Raw genomic sequence first — 18,152 nt, forward strand, 5'->3', positions numbered from 1 at the left:
AAAAAGCCAGGAATCAAAATTCCTGGCTTTTTGATGTTTACAATTCGAATGCTTCGCCGTCTTCAGGGACGTGCAATTTATCGGAGAAGCCTTGCTCGGCTGCGAAGGCTTTCAGTTCTTCGCGTGACAGGGCCCAGTGGTTGACGGCTTCCATATGGCTCGCGATCAATATTGCTTGCGGGGCCGCTTTGTGCGTTTGCAGGACGTCCTCTTTGCCCATGACGAGCGAGCCGCCTTCCAGGAATTGATTGTCGCCGGCGTTGACGACGATGACTTCCGGCTGATGCGCCTCGATTTCTTGTTGGACGCCCGCGTACCAGACGGTGTCGCCTGCAATATAAAGCGTCTTTTCATCTTCGTGTTTAAAGGCAACACCGCAGACAAGCCCTGTCATTTTCAGGATTTCGCCACGCCCGTGTTCGCCTTGCGTCTTGATCAGGGAAATGCCTTCGAAGCTCGTGTCTTCACCGAGAACGGTGACATTCGTGAAGCCGTCGTTGCGGAGCACTTGGGCGTCTTCCTCGTTTTGGCTGAAGAGCGGCAAATGTTTCGGCAGGATTTCTTTAGCTGCTTCATCGTAATGGTCCAGATGAAGGTGGGTGATGATGAGCGCGTCGATGCCTTCGATGAGCTGTTCTTTCGGGATAGGCAATTCCGACAAGGGATTGTTTTGGTCCTGGCGTGCGGAATTCGGGAATGGCGGGTAGCTTCCTTTGTCGCCGAGAAACGGGTCGACGAGGAAATGCTTGCCTGCGTATTGGATGCGTAAAGTGGCGTTGCGGATCTGTTCGATTTTCATGATTCGAACTCCTTTCATGAGGTGTGCCCCTAGTATATACTGAAACTCACGATAGAGACGATGGCCTCGTGAAGGTCTTTTGGCGTTTTCACTTGATTAATGAAAGGAATTGACCGTGCAATGGATCCGACAGATCAACTCATCCTGCGTGAACTTTCCCAAAGCGGCCGAATGACGATGAAAGAGCTTGGCGAAAAGGTGCATTTGACCGGGCAAGCGACCGCTGCGCGCGTCTTGAAACTAGAGGAAGCGGGAATTATCGATGGTTATACGATCCGGGTGCCCAAAGAAAAGATTGGGTATCCTGTACATGCGTTCGTCACGGCCATTATGCACGAGCCCCGTCACCAGAAGTTTCTCGACGAGCTGGACAGCCAGCCGGACACCGTCAGCCGTTATTTCAAGACGAGCGGTGAGGGCTGTTATTTGATCGAATGCCATTTCCCGACGCATCAGGAACTCGACGATTTCCTGAACGGCATCAGCGAGTTCGCAAGCTATAAAGTCACCATCGCTATCCAGCAATATGGGCAATAAGAAAGGTTAGAGATCGTATTTTCCGAAGCTTATCGCTCGCTTTCCGTGGGGCGGGAATCGAGCCTCCTCGTTCGCTATGCTCCCTGCGGGGTCTCTCAAACCCGCTAGTCCCACAGGAGTCGAGCGAACGCTTCTCCAAATACTCAGGTAGCACATTAAACTTGAATGTAGAAAAAAGGGAATTTCTTTTTATTTGTAGCGGATCATGGACTTCTTCAACACTCTGAAAAACCGTGCAGCAAAAACTGCACGGTTTTTTGATTTGCTTATTTCTTGCCGATCGCCAAGGCGAATTGCAAGTACATCATGCCGTTGCGCGCTTTTTGGGTCATGGCGAGCGTCATGCGCTCCAGTTCTGCTTCCGTGATGTGGTGGCTTTGTGCGCGGGCATTGTCTTTATCGAACGGCTCCGCTTTTTCGACCACTTGCAGGTAGCTGTTGTCGATACGGTTGCGGATGTGCAAGGCTTTTTTCACGAACAGGCTCTGTTCGTCGGATAACTCATAGCCATACACTTCTTTCGACAGCCAGTACAAAGCTTTCAAGGCATCGTTTTTCGTGTTCTGGACGAATGGCTTGAGCGGCTTTTTCAAGTCTTCTTCCTCGAACCAGATGCGCTGGAAGTTGACGCGTGGTTCTTCAACGCCGAGCTGCATCGTCTGGTTCAACAATAGCGCCATTTTATCGAATAAGGTATAGGCTTGGCGGTAGATTTGCTTCAGGTCTTCGTAACGTTTCGTGTAGCGCGTGTTGTCGCCGTCCATCTTATGGTCGTCCGCGACTTCTTCGCTGTTCGATGCGAGGTAGAGCGAACGGCGCATCGATGTGAATTCATGCGTCAGTGAATCCAGGAAATTCCCGAGGAATGCGTTGTTCTGGATGCGCAGCGGCAAATCGCGCTTCGCCATCGTATCCGGCTCGATGTCGTTGCCGCTGTTGAGGAATAATTGCTGTTCCGCGCACCAGTCAAGGTAACGCTGCTCGTCTGCAGCCGGTTCCGGCTGCTGGGCCAGTTTCACCGGCTCCACCTCGCCGAGCTGGTCGATCATGTTCTCGGCAAGCTTGATGCGTTCGTCATAAAGGGCTTGGCCTTTTTCGTCTTTGATGTCAGTTTTGGCCGTCTTGAACAAATCGAGCGCTTTTTCAAGCGCGCTGAGGCGTTCCGCTTTGACCGGCAGGAAAGTCGAATAGAAAATCAAGGTCCAGCCGAACTCGCCGTTCAAGCGCTGGTAGGACGGGTCGTTGTCATCTTTCACCATTTCCTTGAGCACCGCCTGTGCGTCGATCGAGCGACCCGTGTGGACGAGCGTTTCCGCGAAGTTCAGGCATACCTGGTTCCAGACATTTGACGGAATGCGCCCGCGGTAGGTTTCGACCGTATTATCGTATAGATATAATTGGCGCTGTTTCAAATCGGAATTCCAATCTTTTTTAAATTGGTGCTGGATCGACAGATAGCTGGTCTCGAGCAGCACGGCGAGTGGATACGCCGCCTTTCCTTGAAGGCGCTCCTTCAAGTGATTGATCATGGCGTTGATGCGTCCCGGGAAAGCTTCGGCTTTCGCCTGTTGCATTTCCTGCAGGAGCTGATGCGTCGCCCCGTAAATTTCCTTTATTTCAAATTGCCCTAAATCGTCAGATAGAGCGATATCGCTTAAAGTTGCCATCCCATTTCCTCCTTGATGCGTTTTGATGTGTCTCTCTCCATTCTAAGGGAAAAATGTCCATTGGTCACCCCGCGGCAGGAAATTGGCAGAAAATATGGAATATAGGAGACATTGCGAAAGGAGGGATGGGCATGGGCGAATCCAATGAGCCGTTCATCTGGCTGCCGGTCGTCAAGGAAGAGCAGGGAAAGGATGTTCAGGTCCAAAGCAATATCGCCAGCAAGGAATTCAAGATGGCTTCTGGAGGTGAAAGCCGCGAGCATGCACCGATTTCCCGGGACAAACTGGAAGAGCTGGTGCGCGGTTTTGAAGGGTATGAAGTAGAGACGATCGAATTGAATGTGGTCGGGGCGGTAGAAACAGGCGGCCTGTTGCAATTCATCGTCGCAGGTAAAGCAGAGGCGGGGATGACCGTGACTTTAAAGAAGAAAGGCCACAGTGGTAAGGCGGAAAAATAATGGGGATGCGAGGCGGCGCTGCAGAAGCGGCGCTTTTTTAATTTCAAGAAAGGTGGGTATATTTCAGGGTTTTTGAAGTTGATTTGGCCTGTTGTAGTAAGTTTTTGTGAATTTTGAAGGTATTAAGGTCTATGTAAAAAGAAGGGAATCGCCGGTATAATGTTTACTATATTCCAAAAAAAAGAGTGTTAAGTATCAGTGTAATAACTGATTGTTGGTTATAAAGTCCTTTTATCAAAAGATTTTCTTCTACAATCATGGAAAAGCCTGCTGATGAACAGCAATGGTTTGCCAAGTCAGGGGGGATTGCATGTCCATGCTTCCGCATATCAGTTTGATTTTTCTAACCATCATCGTTTCGATCGCGACCAGCTATACGGTACTCATTATGATCGAATACGTCAATAAGCGGAAAGCGGCTGTCAACTCGCGTTCCTGGCTGCTGGCGGTATTGGCTTTGGGCAGCGGCTTTTTTGGCATGCAAGTGATCGGGATCCTGACCTTCATGGCGGAATACCGGTTCACGCCGCGCTTTTGGCTGCTGGCTTTGTCGTTGGCTGCCGCTTGTTTATTGGCGGCATATGTCTTGAAGATCCTCCCAAGAGGCATCCGCAGCCGGGGGGAGATGGTGAAACGCGTGCTTATTACGGCGTTTTTCGTGAAGGCTGTCCAATTTCTCGGGTTGGCGGGCGTCCTGGACGTCCGTTTCTCGGCAATTTCGCCCGGCTATTATCTAGTATCGGCGGTTATGGTGCTGGGTATCTGCTATTTCAGTTTCCGCTTTATGCTGGAATCCAACGCGAAGCAAGTGACGGAGAAGCAGCGGCTCCGGAACGCAGCTGCTTTAGGGCTTGTGCTGACCTTGCTTCATTACACCTCGACCAGGACCTTCTATACAAATATGGCTCTTCCGGAAGCGGCGGCGGGCGGTGTTTGGGCCGTCGGTACAGCGGTTTTGGTGGCTTCGATCGTGACCTTGCTGCTATTGTCTGCGGCGAATCTGGCATTGGTCGATCTGCATGCGCTTGAGACGGAGAATGGGCTGTTGCGGCAAGTGAAAGCAAGCGAAAGCCGATTCCGGACGCTCGCGTATACCGACCAGTTGACGGGCGTCCCGAACCGCCATTGGTTTTTTGCCCATTTCCGCGAATTGATGGATCGGGCGGACGGGAAAATCGAATCGGTCGGTGTCGTGCTGCTCGATTTCGATGATTTTAAATCCATCAATGAATTGATCGGCCATGACGGCGGCGACCAGTTCCTGAAGAAAATCGTCGAACGCTTGAAATCGGTGCTGCCGGAGAGTGTCTCGCTCGCAAGGCTCGGCGGGGACGAATTTGTCTTTGCGGTGCCGAATGCCAATAAAGCCTATCTTGGGCAGCTGTGCCAGGATATTTTAAAGGTCATGCATGAGCCGATTCAGATCGGGGAGCGGTCGGTCGCTTCGGGCATCAGCCTCGGCATCAGCTGCCAAAAAATTGCGGAGCTTAATGAGGAGAGTTTGATCAAGCAAGCGGACCTTGCGCTGTTCATGGCGAAAAGCACCGGCAAGGAGAACTACGAATTTTTCTCCCCGGAACTTTTGGACAGTTCGATCCGCAAGCAGGAAATAACGGCGGCGCTGCAACAGGCATTGGTGAACGGGGAGTTCTCGGTCCATTACCAGCCGCAAGTGGAGTTGTTGAGTGGCCGGGTCATCGGGTTCGAAGCCTTGCTGCGCTGGAATTCCGCACTGGGCGCCGTGCCGCCAGCCGAATTCATCCCGGTGGCTGAGGAATGCGGGGCCATCCATCCGATCGGCGAATGGGTGCTGCGTGAAGCATGCAGGCAATTGGATGCCTGGCGCCGGGAAGGCCGGCCGGACATTCACGTGTCGGTCAATGTTTCCGCGAAGCAGTTCCTGGATCCCGAATTTGCGGAAAAAGTGGCCCGGGTGTTGAATGAAACGAACGTGCCTGCGGGATGTGTGGAAATTGAAATCACTGAAAGTGTCATGATCGATCTCGATACCGCCGCTGGATTGGTCGAAGAGCTGCAGGAAATCGGCGTCAAGCTGGCGATCGATGATTTCGGCACCGGTTATTCTTCGCTCAACGCGGTCAAGAACATCCAGATCGATACCTTGAAAATCGATAAGTCCCTGGTCGATGAAGTGCTCGGCAGCGACCGCAGCATGGCGATTCTGGCGACCATCATCGAGCTCGGTAAGAACCTGGGCGCGGAAGTGGTGGTGGAAGGGCTCGAGACGATCGAGCAAGTCACTTTGATGCGGCAATACGAAGTGATCGGGCAAGGCTATTATTTCAGCCGGCCGCTCCCTGCCGATAAGGCGGCGAGGGTGTGGGATAAGTATCTCGAGCAGCCGAACGGGCTGTTCCATGCACCGGTTTTATATTGAATATGAAAAGGCGCAGCGATCAGCTGCGTCTGTTTTTTGTTTTAATGAAGCGATTTTTGCTGGGTATAAGGGGCAGGGGGAATCGCTTTCTTGGACAAGTGTTGAGGAGATAGTGAGTGTTTGCATGTTGAACTATTCCGGTCTTCTGTTTGTGCTTCACCTGAGTAGTCGCCGCCGTGCTTTGGGTTGTAAGCCAGGAAGGACGCCTGTCTTCCTGCGTCGGCTCACCCTTGGCGCTGGTCGGCTAAGAGATTGCCTTGCTACTTTTGAGTTTAATCGGATCTGCTTCTATATGAAGTTACCGGCTAGTGGGGGAATCGCTTCCCGGGTATTGCATCGGGTGATGGGTGGTTTTGGAGTCGCGAGACATCTAAGCTGCTCAGCTAATAAGGAACGTATAAGATCAATTCAGTAACGTTAATGAGCCCTGCAATAGTCGAGCAGGATTTTCTTCAACACTTGCTGCTGGATATCGGGTTGGATGTCTTGATCGAGATAGGAAATGGATGATTTGAGCGCGACGTTGTTGGTGAAGCTTGAATAGCTGTTGATGACTGTGACAATGAGTGGCTTGATGGCGATGGACCTGTTGATCGAGCCATCATTTTCACCGTCTGTGATGAGCGGTTCCAGCAAATCCATGATCTGGCGCTGCCTTGCCAGGTAGCGGTCAATCTCAGGAAGCGGTTCGGTGCGGAACGAGGCATAGCTTTCGAACGCTTCCCGGAAACGTGCGGCTTTATAATGATCGGCTTTTTGGGCATCGAGCAAGGTGTCGAGCAAGAGTTCGAGCCGGTCGAAGGCGCTTGATTCCAGGGAGACAATGCGCCGGAATTCAGCTTCCACGGCGTCAAGTGACCGGATGGCGACTTCGACGATCAATTCGTCTTTCTTCGGGAAATAGCGGAAGACGGTCGCAACGCCGGCACCGGCGCGTTCGGCGACGTCTTTCATTTGCACGTCGTTCAGCCCGCGTTCAGTGAAGAGTTCTTTTGCGGCTTTGACGATTTTATCGGTTTGCAGTTGTCTGTTTTCTTGTCGTTTTGATGGCATTCCGTTTTCACTCCTTGCATATTAGTATAGCGCTTTAATTGATGGGATGGCGATATGGGAGTATACTTGGAATAAATTGATAGTCAGACTATCAAAATTTAATTTGAGGTGATCATAATGAGATTGAAAAACAAAGTAGCCATCATCACAGGTGGAGCATCCGGCATGGGCGAAGCGGCCGTGCGCTTGTTTGCGAAAGAAGGAGCGAAAGTCGTTGCCACTGACATTAATGTGGAAGCGGCGGAAAAAGTGGCGCACGAAGTAAGGGAAGCAGGCTTTGAAGCGGTGGCGATGAAGCAGAACGTGGCCGATCAATCGGATTGGGAAGCGGTCATCCAGCAGACTATGGAAACGTTCGGCAAGATTGATATTCTCGTCAACAATGCGGGCATTTCAGTCGCTAAAGATTTCCTGGAACAGACGGAAGAAGATTTTGCGAAAGGCTTTGCGATCAATACGAACAGCGTCATGTATGGCATGCAGTTGGCGATCCCGCGCATGATCGAAAACGGCGGCGGCTCGATTGTCAATGTGTCATCTATCGCTGCTTTGACCGGCATGTCGGGTGCCGGCGTCTATACAGCTTCAAAAGGCGCGGTACGGTCGATCACGAAAGCGGCAGCTGTCGATTACGGCAAACATAATATCCGCGTCAACTCGGTTCATCCGGGTTATATCGTGACGCCGATGAGCGCTGAATACATGGAAAGCGAACAGTTCCGCCCTCATTTCCTGGCACAGATCGCGCTGCCTGAGCTCGGCAATGCAGTCGAAGTCGCCAATGCGATGTTGTTCCTCGCATCAGATGAAGCGAGCCACATCACGGGCATCGAGCTTCCGGTAGACGGCGGCGTGACGGCGAAATAAATAGTAGTTGATAGAAGATACGGCTTTGGCTGTGTCTTCTTTTTTCGTTGCAGTTTAGTTGGTTAAGGGTTTCTCAAGAAAAAATGGAAAGAAGGGTACAGTAGTTTGATAGTGAGAATGTTCTTACATTCTATTTCTGCGTCAGCTTACTATTCGCCACCTTGCTTTGGGTTGGCCTCTTGCCATAAGCCAAGAAGAACTCTTGTCTTACGGCATCGGCTCACCCTTGGCGCAGGCGGCTGAGAGATTTCATTGGTTGAAGACTGATCAAACAGTTCTGCTTCTAAATGAAGTTCCCGTCTAGTGGGGGAATCACTTCCTACGATGAAGCATCTGGTCCTATAGCGTTTAAGTCAAAAAACTTTTGGTGAAACTAGTACTCACTATCACCTTCTCTTGTTCCAAATGATATGAGCTACAAAGCATGAAGCATTTCTACATTTTCAGTCGATCGGATAGAAGAAATTCTCTTCGTTCTAAAACTAGAGACGGAGTGGAAGGAGGCTGACGCCTGTGGGACCGCGCGGGCTGGCGAGACAAACGTGCCGCGCCCTTTGCGGCACGTTGGCTCAACACCCGCCCCACGGCAAGCGGCCTCCTGAAACGTAGTCGAAAAGCGAAAGCTATTCCAATCACTTCTTTTACCTTACATATAAGTCATTTAATTTCAGAACAATCTGTTAATTTACAAATAAGAATGGTAAACTGTCGGTAATCAGCAGGACCTACACCTCAGAAAAAATTCAGGAATGGGGGATTCATGTGGCGTTCGACATTCACGAAGTTTTGGAGAGGAAAGGCATTGACGTCCCGGATCATCACAAGGAAATGCTTGCAGGGCAGATGGCAGGATTCGAGGAGTTGCGCAAGACGGTGAACCAGGAACAATTGAAAGACCTGGATATGGCATTGACGCATGTGCCGGGAGGTGAGCAGAAATGAGCAATGAACTCGCGCAAAAATCCATCGGGGAACTGGCGCCGCTCATCCAATCGAAACAAGTGTCGCCTGTCGAGCTGACGGAGCAGGTATTGTCAAACGTCGATTTATATGACGGGGAGGTCAATGCGTATATAACCGTCCAGAAAGAACAAGCGCTGGAAGCTGCCGCCCAGGCTGAACAGGAAATCCAAAGCGGCAACTACCGCGGCGCGCTCCACGGCATCCCGATGGCGTTAAAAGACATTCTCTATTTTAAAGACGAGAAGGCGACGATGGGATCGAGCATCCACAGTGAGTTCGTGGCGGATTTCGATGCGACGGTCGTCTCGAAGCTGAAGATGTCAGGTGTGACATTCACAGGCAAACTCAATATGCACGAATACGCGTGGGGCGCGACAACGACCAATCCGCATTTCGGGCCGTGCAAGAACCCGTGGGACCTGACGAAGATTCCGGGCGGTTCGAGCGGCGGGTCAGGTGCTGCGGTGGCGTCCCATATGTCGATTGCGTCGCTCGGTACGGATACGGGCGGATCGATCCGCATCCCGGCGTCGAGCTGCGGCATCATCGGGCTTAAGCCGACGCATGGGCGCATTTCGAAATACGGCTGCTTCCCGCTCGCCTGGTCGCTCGACCATATCGGGCCGATGACGAAGACGGTGTACGATGCGGCCTTGCTATTGGAATTATTGAGCGGTTACGATCCGAAAGACCCGACTTCGATCGACCGCCCGGCGAAGAATTTCTCAGGGCTACTGGAAAGCGATGTGAAAGATTTAGTCATCGGCATCGAGGAGGAATATTTCTTCAAGAACGTCGATAGCCGTGTGGACGAACAAGTGCGGCTCGTGTTGAAACAGCTGGAAGATGCGGGAGCGGTCATCAAGCCGGTCAGCATCCCATCCTTGAAGCAGGCGGAATTCGCGGAACTCGTGACGATCACGACAGAAGCGAGCGCTGTACATCATGCGAATTTGTTGAAATCGCCGGAGAAATTCGGCGAAGACGTGCGCTTTTTGCTCGAAGTCGGCGAATTGATGAGCGGCGTCGATTATGTCCAGTCCCAGCAGATCCGGCGGAAACTCGACTTGGAATTCGCCGCGGCGTTTGACAGCGTCGATGTGCTGATCAGCCCGACCCTGCCGTTCCTCGCGCCGCCGATCGGTTCACAGACAGTGGATGTCAACGGCCAGGAATTAAGTTTCTTGGATGAAGTGATCCGCTTTACGGGGCCGGGAAATCTGACCGGCTTACCGGCACTCAGCATTCCAGTGGGGGTGAAAGACGGCTTGCCAGTAGGATTGCAGATCATGGGTCCGGCTTTTGAAGAAGAGAAAGTGCTGCGGGCAGCGGCACTGATCGAAGGAATGGAATTGATGAAAGGCCATGCACCGACCTTAGTAAAATAGAACCTTTCATGGGCAGCTCCCGCCGGCACAACTCCGGTTATTGGGAGCTGTTTTTCATTTTAAAATTTTTTAACCGTTTTTTAACATTTAGCAGGTAGAATCGTCGTACGACATTCAGTGAGCAAAGGGGCGGCACAATCATGGCATTTTGGAAAAAACCGAGGGAGAAAGAATTGCTTCCGCGCAATAAAGAGGATATCGTCCGCGAAATGTGGAGCCCGAAAAAGACTGCAGACCAATTATTCAACGTGAAATCATACGGAGCGATCGGCGACGGCAAAGCCGATGACCGGAAAGCGCTGCAAAAAGCGATCGATGCCGCATATGGCACGAGTAAAGGCGGTAATCTGTTTTTTCCGCCAGGCTTGTATCGCATCAGCGGCCCCATTGAAGTGCCGGAATGGGGCATGGGGGCAGCTGTCTCGTGGATCGGGCATAGTTCGGAAACGACGCGCATCGCACCGTCTGAACCGATGGATTATTTGGTGCGCATGCGCGGCGGCAGCGGCTCGGTCAAAGGCATCCAGTTCATGGGGACCGATCCTGAAAACGGCTATACGCAATTGGTCAAGGTCTGTATGGTCGCAAGCGAAATCCGCGATAAATTATTCTCAGGCGCGGCGTTCATGTGGGGGTCTGTCCATGGCTTGCAGATTTTAGGGGAAGGCAATAACAATCTGTGCGTATTCGACCGGCTGTGCCAGTTTTCCCAAAACGGCTCGGTTATCGAAGGCAGCGGGGCTTCAGGGAGGGGGGCGAATGTTTCATTCATGAAACTCGACCCAGCCGCGCGCGATGTCCATGTCGGCGCTTACTTCAAGGTAGGATCCGGAGAAGGGTCTGTCTACCACATCGATGAAGTCGGGCCGCGCAGCATTAAAGTATCGCCGCCTCTGAAAGAGACGATTTCGCCGGGAACGCCGTATAAAATCCATCTTGGCTGCGGATTGCAGACGGACCGTGGCAGCGATAATAACGTCTACGGGATTTACGATTGCCATTTCGTCGGCAACGCCGCGACCGGCCTGATGGTGCGCGGGTTGTATGGCCACCATATTCAAGGCGGCAATTTCGATTCGAACGGCATCGCGGGCATCCATATCGGCAGCGGCGCGATCAACACGACGCCAGCGTATTCCGGCAGCATCAACCACAGCTATTTCGAGAACAACGGCTATGCGAATGTTTTGCTCGATTATGCGGCAGGGCTCAGCGTCATCGAGCCGCTCCTCGCGAAACCGCGCGATGGCATGGCGGGCGGCCTTGCTTCGATCACTTCCCTATACAATGAGGAATACCAATACGATACGACAAGCATCCTTTATAACGGGCGCCTGCATCAATACGTTCCGGAAGGGAGGCGCTCGCCGATCGATATGAAAGATGAGCCGCGTATGACGGTCAATAAGAAAAGCGGCGCGTCCGAAGCAGAAACCGTCAAGCTGCCGCCAGCGCCGACCCATAAATTCAGCGAAGAAGTGGAGATTTTCGTCGAACACAGCGGCGGCCAGGAAGTGAGGCTCGTCTGCGATAATGCCAAAGTCAATAACCGGCCGGGTAGCGAGGGGGTGCTTGCGCCGGCGGGAATCGGGTATAAAATCACCGCCTATTACAATAGGAGCGATAAGAGCTGGATGGTTTCCCACACGACACCCCTAGCTTAAGACGCATTTTATACCTGAATTTTCAGATTTCAATTGACCTTTCTGTTTTTAATTGGTATTTTTGTATTACACCTATCGAATTACTTAGTTATTTTGAATCAGCACTTATACTATGTATGCATGATTATCGCGAAGTGGAGGGTTTGAGATGGATAAAAAGAAAATTTTGATCCTTGGCGGCACATTCCATATGGTCAATGTAGTCGAAACGGCCAAACGCATCGGCTATTACACGATTGTCACCGATAATATGGCCGGTTCGCCAGCGAAGAAAATTGCCGACCAATCGTACGACATCAGTACCGCAGATATCCGGAAGCTTGCTGAAATCGGAAGGAGCGAACAGATCGATGGCGTTTTCACCGCATTCGACGATATCAATACATGGCATGCAGTCGCGCTGTGCAAGATGCTCCATTTGCCATTCTACGCCACGCCCGCGCAGCTTGAAATCACTTCGCATAAAGACCGATTCAAGGAATGTTGCCGGACATTCGGCGTCCCGGTAATCGAGGAATACGAATGCGACCCAGCGCAGGACCTCGAGCTTCCGGTTGTGGAATTTCCGGTTATCGTCAAGCCCGTCGATAGTTACGCAAGCAAAGGGATCACGGTGTGCTATGAGGAAGAGGAACTTACAAAGGGGGTCGAAAAGGCAGTCGGGGAATCGAAGTCAGGCAAGATTATGCTCGAGCGCTTTGTTGATTCGGACATCGGCGTCCAGGCATTCTATACCGCACGGGATGGCCATCTCGTCCTGACTGCCGTCACTGACCGCTTTACCCATAAACAGTCCAAAGAACATCCGCCGCTGCCGGTGGCGATGTTGTTTCCTTCGCAGCACCAGAAGCAGTATATTGAGGAAGTCGATCCGACGGTGCGCAATATGATCCGCAATATGGGCATCGAAAATGGATTGGTGTTCATACAGACGATGTATGATGGCGGCAGGATTTATGTATATGAAATGGGCTTCCGTTTCAGCGGGGAGCAGCATTATCATATTATCCACAAGCAGACAGGCGTCCATTTATTGGAGATGATGCTCGATTTCGCTGTCGGTGAAGATACGGCCAGCCATCCGATCGAGCAATTCGACCATGCACCGATGCCGTATCCTTCCGCCAATTTGCCGATTTTGCTCGGTCCGGGGACGATTACGGAAATCCGCGGCTTGGAGACAGTGAAAGCGATGCCGGAAGTGATTTCCTGTGTCATCAACCGCTCCGAAGGCGAGACGATCGAGCGGACAGGCTCCTATTCGCAAATGTTCGGCCGCTTCAATGTGGTCGCAAACTCTCAGCAGGAACTCCTGGAAACCATCGAACGGATCTATCATACGCTGGACATCCGTTCTGAAGACGGCGGCGATATGATCATGGCCCGTTTCCAACCCGCAAGAGTGAACGTTTCGTAATAGTATCATTGAAACAGCGGAAGAGTGCTCACCGCTGTTTTTTTTTATGCCTATAGAACGGCATGAAAAAAGCGCGGGCCCGCTACGGGGTCCAGCGCTTTTTCAGCCTCTGTATAAAGGGAAATGGCCGGGGTTCTGAATACCGGACTGGAGGCGTTTCAGCTCTGTCAGCCTGCCATACATATCGGTGTTGCGAATGCGCTTGCCAGTCAGGATCTCAAGCGGTTCCGTCTTGGTGAATCGCCGTTTGAAGCGGTACAGGGCTTCGGTTGAAGCACCGCCCAGGTGAAATTGGGAAAAGCCATGTTCTTTGCCGTAACGGCAGGCTTCCGCCAAAATCAGAGAATTGCCGGCACAGCGGAAATACTCGGGGTCATTCGCGACCAGATGGTAATGCATATAATCGCCATGGTGGACGATCAATGCCGAGGAGACGGTCTTGCCTTCGTATTTCGCGTTGAGCAGGAATTGCTTCCCTTCAAGATGCCGGAAGGATTCCTTCAGCAGTGCCGGATCGAATAGATAATGATCAGGAAACTCGTTGCGGTCCGCGGTAAGATCATATAGCCTGCAAAAATCATCCAGGGTCTCCCCCGTGAAATCATATTCCACCGTTACGCCATTTTTCAACGCCCGGCGCACTTGCTGCCGGGCTGCAGAGGAAAATTCATAGCGGAAGGGGTCGTCGACCGTCAAATCGATGTACATGACGATGCCACGCATATCCAAGCCATAGAGCGGGAAGAAATCTTCCGCATTCTTGATCCATGAACTGAAACGGATGTATTCGGAAACGATGTGCTGCTGATCGCAAAAATCCTGGAATGCCGCGTCGAATTCGTCGACCAATGCGCGCTCCTTTCCTTCTTCGGCATGGATGATGACAGGGCCGCTTTGGCCGAATGCGGTAATCGTATCGAACCAGCCTTCCAATAGCGGGACCGGCCGTTTGATGAAAGGGTAGATGATGTGCCCAAGTTCACTTTTCCATTCAAACTGATGGTATTCCCCTCCCTCGTGTGCGGCATATGCTGCGTTCCATTCGGGCGTAAAGAAGATATCGGGAACCGCTTGTTTAGTAGGAACTGCCATGGTTCTCTGCCTCCTTAAAATAAATGGTATGCTTGCTACTTTTACAGTAGGGTTTTCAAGTTAAAAAGAGGTAAAGCTTTTTAAATAGGAAGAAATATTATTTTTTTCAGATTTTCGGATTGACAAAACAATACCCCGGTTGGTAAATTTGTTCTACAAACAAAGGCGGAAATTGAGTCATTTCATAATAGACCGAGTAATTACTAGTCAATATTACCCGAAAAGACTGAAGGGGGTGTTTCCCGTGGGAAAACAGAAAAAGCTGCTCATTCTCAGTGGCATAACGCATATGATCGATGTGGTCGAAACCGCTAAAAACATGGGCCTTTACACAATCGTTACGGATAACAACGAGGAATCCCCGGCAAAGAAAAACGCCGATAAAGCCTATCATGTCAGCACTGCAGACATTGACGCATTGGAAAAATTGGCGCGAAAAGAACAGGTCGACGGCGTGCTGACGGCTTTTGATGACATCAACACGTGGAATGCCCAACTATTGACTGATAGGCTTGGATTGCCGTTTTATGCCACGAAAGAACATTTGGAAATCAGTTCCAATAAAGACCGCTTCAAGGAGTTTTGCCGAAGATTCGATGTGCCGGTCATCGAACAATATGAAAAAGGCGACGGGGTGCCGGTGCGTTACCCGGTCATCGTCAAGCCGGTCGACAGCTACGCAAGCAAGGGTATCACGGTGTGCCAAAACGAAGCGGAACTGTATGAAGCAGCCGAAAAAGCCAGACGCTTTTCACGGCATGGCCGCGTGCTCGTCGAACGCTTTATCGATACGAACCACGGCGTCGAAATGTATTACACCTTGCAAAATGGGGAAGTGATCTTATCCGCTGTCACCGACCGTTTTGTCCATAACCAAGGGTACCAAAGCCCGCCGCTGCCGGTCGCAACGATCTACCCTTCCAGCCATCTCGCTGAATTCATCGCGCTTCACGACGCCAATATCCGGGAGATGCTGAGGGGGATGGGGCTCAAGAATGGGCTCGTGCTGATCCAGTCGCTTTATGACAATGGGGAGTTCTTTATTTACGAGATGGGCTACAGGCTGAGCGGGGAGCAGCATTACCAGATCGTCAAACGCCAGACCGATGTTAACTTATTGGAGATGATGATTGATTTTGCGGTAGGGGAAGACATCTCGCAATATGATTTAAGTGATTTCGATGATGGATTCATGCGCTACCCATCCTGCAATCTATCGGTGTTGCTCGGTCCAGGGACGATCCACGAGATTCGCGGCTTGGAGGAAATCATGGACTTGCCGTCGGTGATTTCCTGGGTGCCTACGCGTGAAGTGGGCGATGAGATCACGGTGACCGGCTCCTACTCACAGATGCTGGGCCGTTTCAATATCGTGTGCCAGACGATGGAAGAGCTGAATGGGACGATCCGCGAAATCAACCGGACGCTTAAAGTCGTCTCGGAAAACGGTGAGGACATGGTGCTCGCCCGTTATTTGGCAGGAGAAAAAGTGGGCTAAACCGCAGCGGCTGCTGCGGTTTTTTTCTTTTCTGCTCCATGGCTAAGTGTAGAGTAGAAATTGAATTCATCCAGAAATAAAATCGAGATGAGATTGAGTAAATGCTCGTGCTAGAGATTGCGCTCCAAAGGGCACGCTTGCCGAGGGGCGGGTGTTGAGCCAATGTGCAATCGCACGTTTGTCTCGCCAGCCCGCATGATTCCTCAGGCGTCGGCCCCTTTCCGCTCCATCTCTAAGTTTAGTGTGGAAATGAAAGAGATTCATCTGTCATCGAAATTAGCATGAATAGTTTGGACAGCTCTGAATCAACACATTGAATAGAGACCAAACATCTTCGTAGCTACCGAGTCCAACTAAGCGTCGCCACCATCGGATGAAGACAATGAACAGCGACACTTCTTCGCATGCAAAATATAGTGAAATCTATCAGCCGAACCGCGCACACGGGCTAGCTGACGAAGAAATGTCCAAAGGCATTCCACTTTGCGCACCTGTCCAATGCACTCAAATCTATCGATGCACACATACTTCTCCACAGAAAAAGAGGCTTCCAACTGGAAGCCTCTTTGCTATTTGGAATAAGTGGTGACGAACGATGGGCGCGGGAAGATGTTCGGGCGTTTGTCGATGCCTTCTGACGTGCCGCGCTTTTTATGTGCGTGTGAGTAAGCTTGGGACGACTGCCAATTAGTGAAGGCGGATTCGTCTTCCCACATCGTGAGAATGACATACGTGTCGGAATCGAGCGGGCGCAAGATGCGGATCGCTGCAAAGCCGGGTTCTTTTTCGACAAGGCCGGCGCGGTTCTGGAAGCGCGACTCGAACAATTCGCGGCCTTCTTCAGTGAGCGGGATGTTATTGAATACGGCGAAAGCCCCGTCTTCGAGCTTCCCTTTTTGGTCAAGGACTTCGTAAGATTCGACCTTGTCGCCAGCCGGAGCTCCTTGTTCATTGATGGCTGCCGCGTCGCTGCCGCTTGTGAGAATCAACCAGCCATTGTCTTTCAGTGTATCGGTTTCCTGTTCATTGCCGAGCCATTTATAAAGCTTCATCGGTATGCACCTCTTCTTTGGAAGTTCTACATTTCTTATATTAAGTAAATTAATTCATTTTCGCAAAGAATGTTGTCTCCTTTTCAGGCAGTTTTGTCTATATATAAGCCGAAAAAAATATTCCTGCCTTGTTTAACCTGACTTTAACCTGGGCCTTTTAGGATAGGTGCTAATGAAAGGTTTCATTTGGAAAGGAGTGCATGCGATGTCAGGAACTCCACCAATCGCTGGAGGAATCATTCGCAACTTACAATGGGAAAGAAGGAAAAGATGATGGGGGATCTTTATTTCGATGAACGTTATGGAAAGCTGTACGAAGAAATAGAGAAAGGCGTTTGCCAAGTATTCGAGTTCGATCATTCGCTCGGGCGCGTCCAGCATCTGTTCATCAAGCGGGAGATTCCGATACTGCTCGGGTCTGAACGCTACTTCGATATCGTCACGCCTTATGGATATGGTGGCCCGTTGATGACGGGCTGTAAGCCGGAACATCGGGAAGAGCTGGCATCCGCTTTTGCGGAAGCATTTGCTGTGTATTGCGAAGCTGAAGGCGTGGTCAGCGAATTTATCCGTTTCCATCCGGTACTCGGCAATGCGCAGGATTTCGAAAACAGCTACGAAGTGCGTTATCTGCGCGATACGGTCGGAACCTCGATCACGGCTCATGACGATCCTGTCAAAGCGGAATTCAGCTCTTCAGCGCGCAAGAACATCCGCAAAGCGCTGCGAGATGGCGTTGAGTTCAGGGTGACGCTCGGGCCACGCGACCTGCGGGAATTCCAGCGGATTTATTTTGCGACGATGGACCGCAATCATGCCGATCCATTCTATTACTTCAATGAAAAGTATTTCAATCAATTGCTCGAGTCGTTCAGGGAGCGGCTGTTGCTGGTCGAAGCGCTTTATGAGGGCGAAGTGATCGGCATGGAATTGCAATTTGTCTACAACGATTTAATCCATACGCATTTGTCTGGAACCTATGAAGCATTTCATCATTTATCGCCCGTTTACATCATGCAATATGCAACGGTCTTGTGGGCTAAAGAACATGGGATTACCCTCATCCATGGAGGAGGCGGGCGGACCAATAGCCCGGACGATAGCTTGCTCCGGTTCAAACAGCAATTTGCCCGCCATACGAGCTTTTCGTTCTATAGCGGCCAGAAAGTATGGAATGAGGATGTCTACAGAAGGCTTTGCCAGGAAGCGAATACTGCCGTGACAGATGATTTTTTCCCGGCTTACCGGAAACGGCCGGCGAAAGAGACGAGCGAGGTTTGACAGAGAGAAACCAGAGGG

Annotated in this window: 15 protein-coding genes; 10 read left to right on the top strand and 5 right to left on the bottom strand. The window is 51.2% G+C overall.

Annotation, left to right across the window (positions count from 1 at the left end):
• Positions 1 to 37 precede the first annotated feature (37 nt).
• Positions 38 to 799, bottom strand: a complete 762-nt coding sequence (locus DP119_RS03295) for an MBL fold metallo-hydrolase (protein ID WP_112230811.1) — start codon at positions 797 to 799, stop codon at positions 38 to 40.
• Positions 800 to 919: 120 nt separating this feature from the next.
• On the opposite strand from DP119_RS03295, the gene DP119_RS03300 reads away from it, so the two are divergent.
• Positions 920 to 1,336: an Lrp/AsnC family transcriptional regulator gene (locus DP119_RS03300; RefSeq protein WP_112230813.1), complete on the top strand. Its 417-nt coding sequence runs from the start codon at positions 920 to 922 to the stop codon at positions 1,334 to 1,336.
• 266 nt (positions 1,337 to 1,602) lie between these two features.
• Here DP119_RS03300 and DP119_RS03305 read toward each other — a convergent pair whose 3' ends face one another.
• Positions 1,603 to 3,003 carry an LA2681 family HEPN domain-containing protein gene (locus tag DP119_RS03305; RefSeq protein WP_112230815.1) on the bottom strand — a complete coding sequence of 467 codons (1,401 nt, stop codon included), beginning with the start codon at positions 3,001 to 3,003 and terminating at the stop codon, positions 1,603 to 1,605.
• A gap of 131 nt (positions 3,004 to 3,134) precedes the next feature.
• On the opposite strand from DP119_RS03305, the gene DP119_RS03310 reads away from it, so the two are divergent.
• Both DP119_RS03310 and DP119_RS03315 read left to right on the top strand, forming a co-directional pair.
• Entirely contained in the window at positions 3,135 to 3,461 is a 327-nt protein-coding gene (locus tag DP119_RS03310; protein ID WP_112230817.1) for a hypothetical protein, read from the top strand.
• Positions 3,462 to 3,771: 310 nt separating this feature from the next.
• A complete protein-coding gene (locus DP119_RS03315) occupies positions 3,772 to 5,859 on the top strand; it encodes a putative bifunctional diguanylate cyclase/phosphodiesterase (RefSeq protein ID WP_167399181.1) in 2,088 nt (695 codons plus the stop codon).
• 417 nt (positions 5,860 to 6,276) lie between these two features.
• On the opposite strand, the gene DP119_RS03320 is transcribed toward DP119_RS03315, so the two are convergent.
• Positions 6,277 to 6,912, bottom strand: a complete 636-nt coding sequence (locus DP119_RS03320) for a TetR/AcrR family transcriptional regulator (RefSeq protein WP_112230821.1) — start codon at positions 6,910 to 6,912, stop codon at positions 6,277 to 6,279.
• A gap of 117 nt (positions 6,913 to 7,029) precedes the next feature.
• Here DP119_RS03320 and DP119_RS03325 point away from each other — a divergent pair, with 117 nt between their 5' ends.
• The 5 genes from DP119_RS03325 (at position 7,030) to DP119_RS03345 (ending at position 13,211) form a co-directional block, all read left to right on the top strand.
• On the top strand, positions 7,030 to 7,779 hold the full coding sequence (locus DP119_RS03325) for an SDR family NAD(P)-dependent oxidoreductase (RefSeq protein WP_112230823.1): 750 nt from the start codon (positions 7,030 to 7,032) through the stop codon (positions 7,777 to 7,779).
• A gap of 762 nt (positions 7,780 to 8,541) precedes the next feature.
• Complete coding sequence (locus tag DP119_RS03330) at positions 8,542 to 8,721, top strand: hypothetical protein (RefSeq protein WP_112230825.1); 180 nt, start codon at positions 8,542 to 8,544, stop codon at positions 8,719 to 8,721.
• Positions 8,718 to 10,130: an amidase gene (locus DP119_RS03335; protein WP_112230827.1), complete on the top strand. Its 1,413-nt coding sequence runs from the start codon at positions 8,718 to 8,720 to the stop codon at positions 10,128 to 10,130. Before DP119_RS03330 ends, DP119_RS03335 begins: the two co-directional genes overlap by 4 nt.
• 140 nt (positions 10,131 to 10,270) lie before the next feature.
• Complete coding sequence (locus DP119_RS03340) at positions 10,271 to 11,794, top strand: right-handed parallel beta-helix repeat-containing protein (protein WP_112230829.1); 1,524 nt, start codon at positions 10,271 to 10,273, stop codon at positions 11,792 to 11,794.
• Positions 11,795 to 11,942: 148 nt separating this feature from the next.
• Positions 11,943 to 13,211: an ATP-binding protein gene (locus DP119_RS03345; RefSeq protein ID WP_112230831.1), complete on the top strand. Its 1,269-nt coding sequence runs from the start codon at positions 11,943 to 11,945 to the stop codon at positions 13,209 to 13,211.
• A gap of 102 nt (positions 13,212 to 13,313) precedes the next feature.
• Here the strand turns inward: DP119_RS03345 and DP119_RS03350 are convergent, their stop codons facing one another.
• Positions 13,314 to 14,303, bottom strand: a complete 990-nt coding sequence (locus tag DP119_RS03350; protein WP_112230833.1) for a GNAT family N-acetyltransferase — start codon at positions 14,301 to 14,303, stop codon at positions 13,314 to 13,316.
• 244 nt (positions 14,304 to 14,547) lie between these two features.
• Here DP119_RS03350 and DP119_RS03355 point away from each other — a divergent pair, with 244 nt between their 5' ends.
• Positions 14,548 to 15,801: an ATP-grasp domain-containing protein gene (locus tag DP119_RS03355; protein ID WP_112230835.1), complete on the top strand. Its 1,254-nt coding sequence runs from the start codon at positions 14,548 to 14,550 to the stop codon at positions 15,799 to 15,801.
• Positions 15,802 to 16,370: 569 nt separating this feature from the next.
• Here DP119_RS03355 and DP119_RS03360 read toward each other — a convergent pair.
• Complete coding sequence (locus DP119_RS03360) at positions 16,371 to 16,853, bottom strand: antibiotic biosynthesis monooxygenase family protein (RefSeq protein WP_112230837.1); 483 nt, start codon at positions 16,851 to 16,853, stop codon at positions 16,371 to 16,373.
• A gap of 273 nt (positions 16,854 to 17,126) precedes the next feature.
• Between DP119_RS03360 and DP119_RS03365 the strand changes: the two genes are divergently transcribed.
• Positions 17,127 to 18,134 (top strand): GNAT family N-acetyltransferase, encoded by a 1,008-nt coding sequence (locus DP119_RS03365; RefSeq protein WP_112230839.1) that lies wholly within the window; start codon positions 17,127 to 17,129, stop codon positions 18,132 to 18,134.
• Positions 18,135 to 18,152 lie beyond the last annotated feature (18 nt).

Origin of the sequence: Planococcus maitriensis, from assembly GCF_003289925.1 — a bacterium.
GTDB lineage: Bacteria > Bacillota > Bacilli > Bacillales_A > Planococcaceae > Planococcus > Planococcus maitriensis.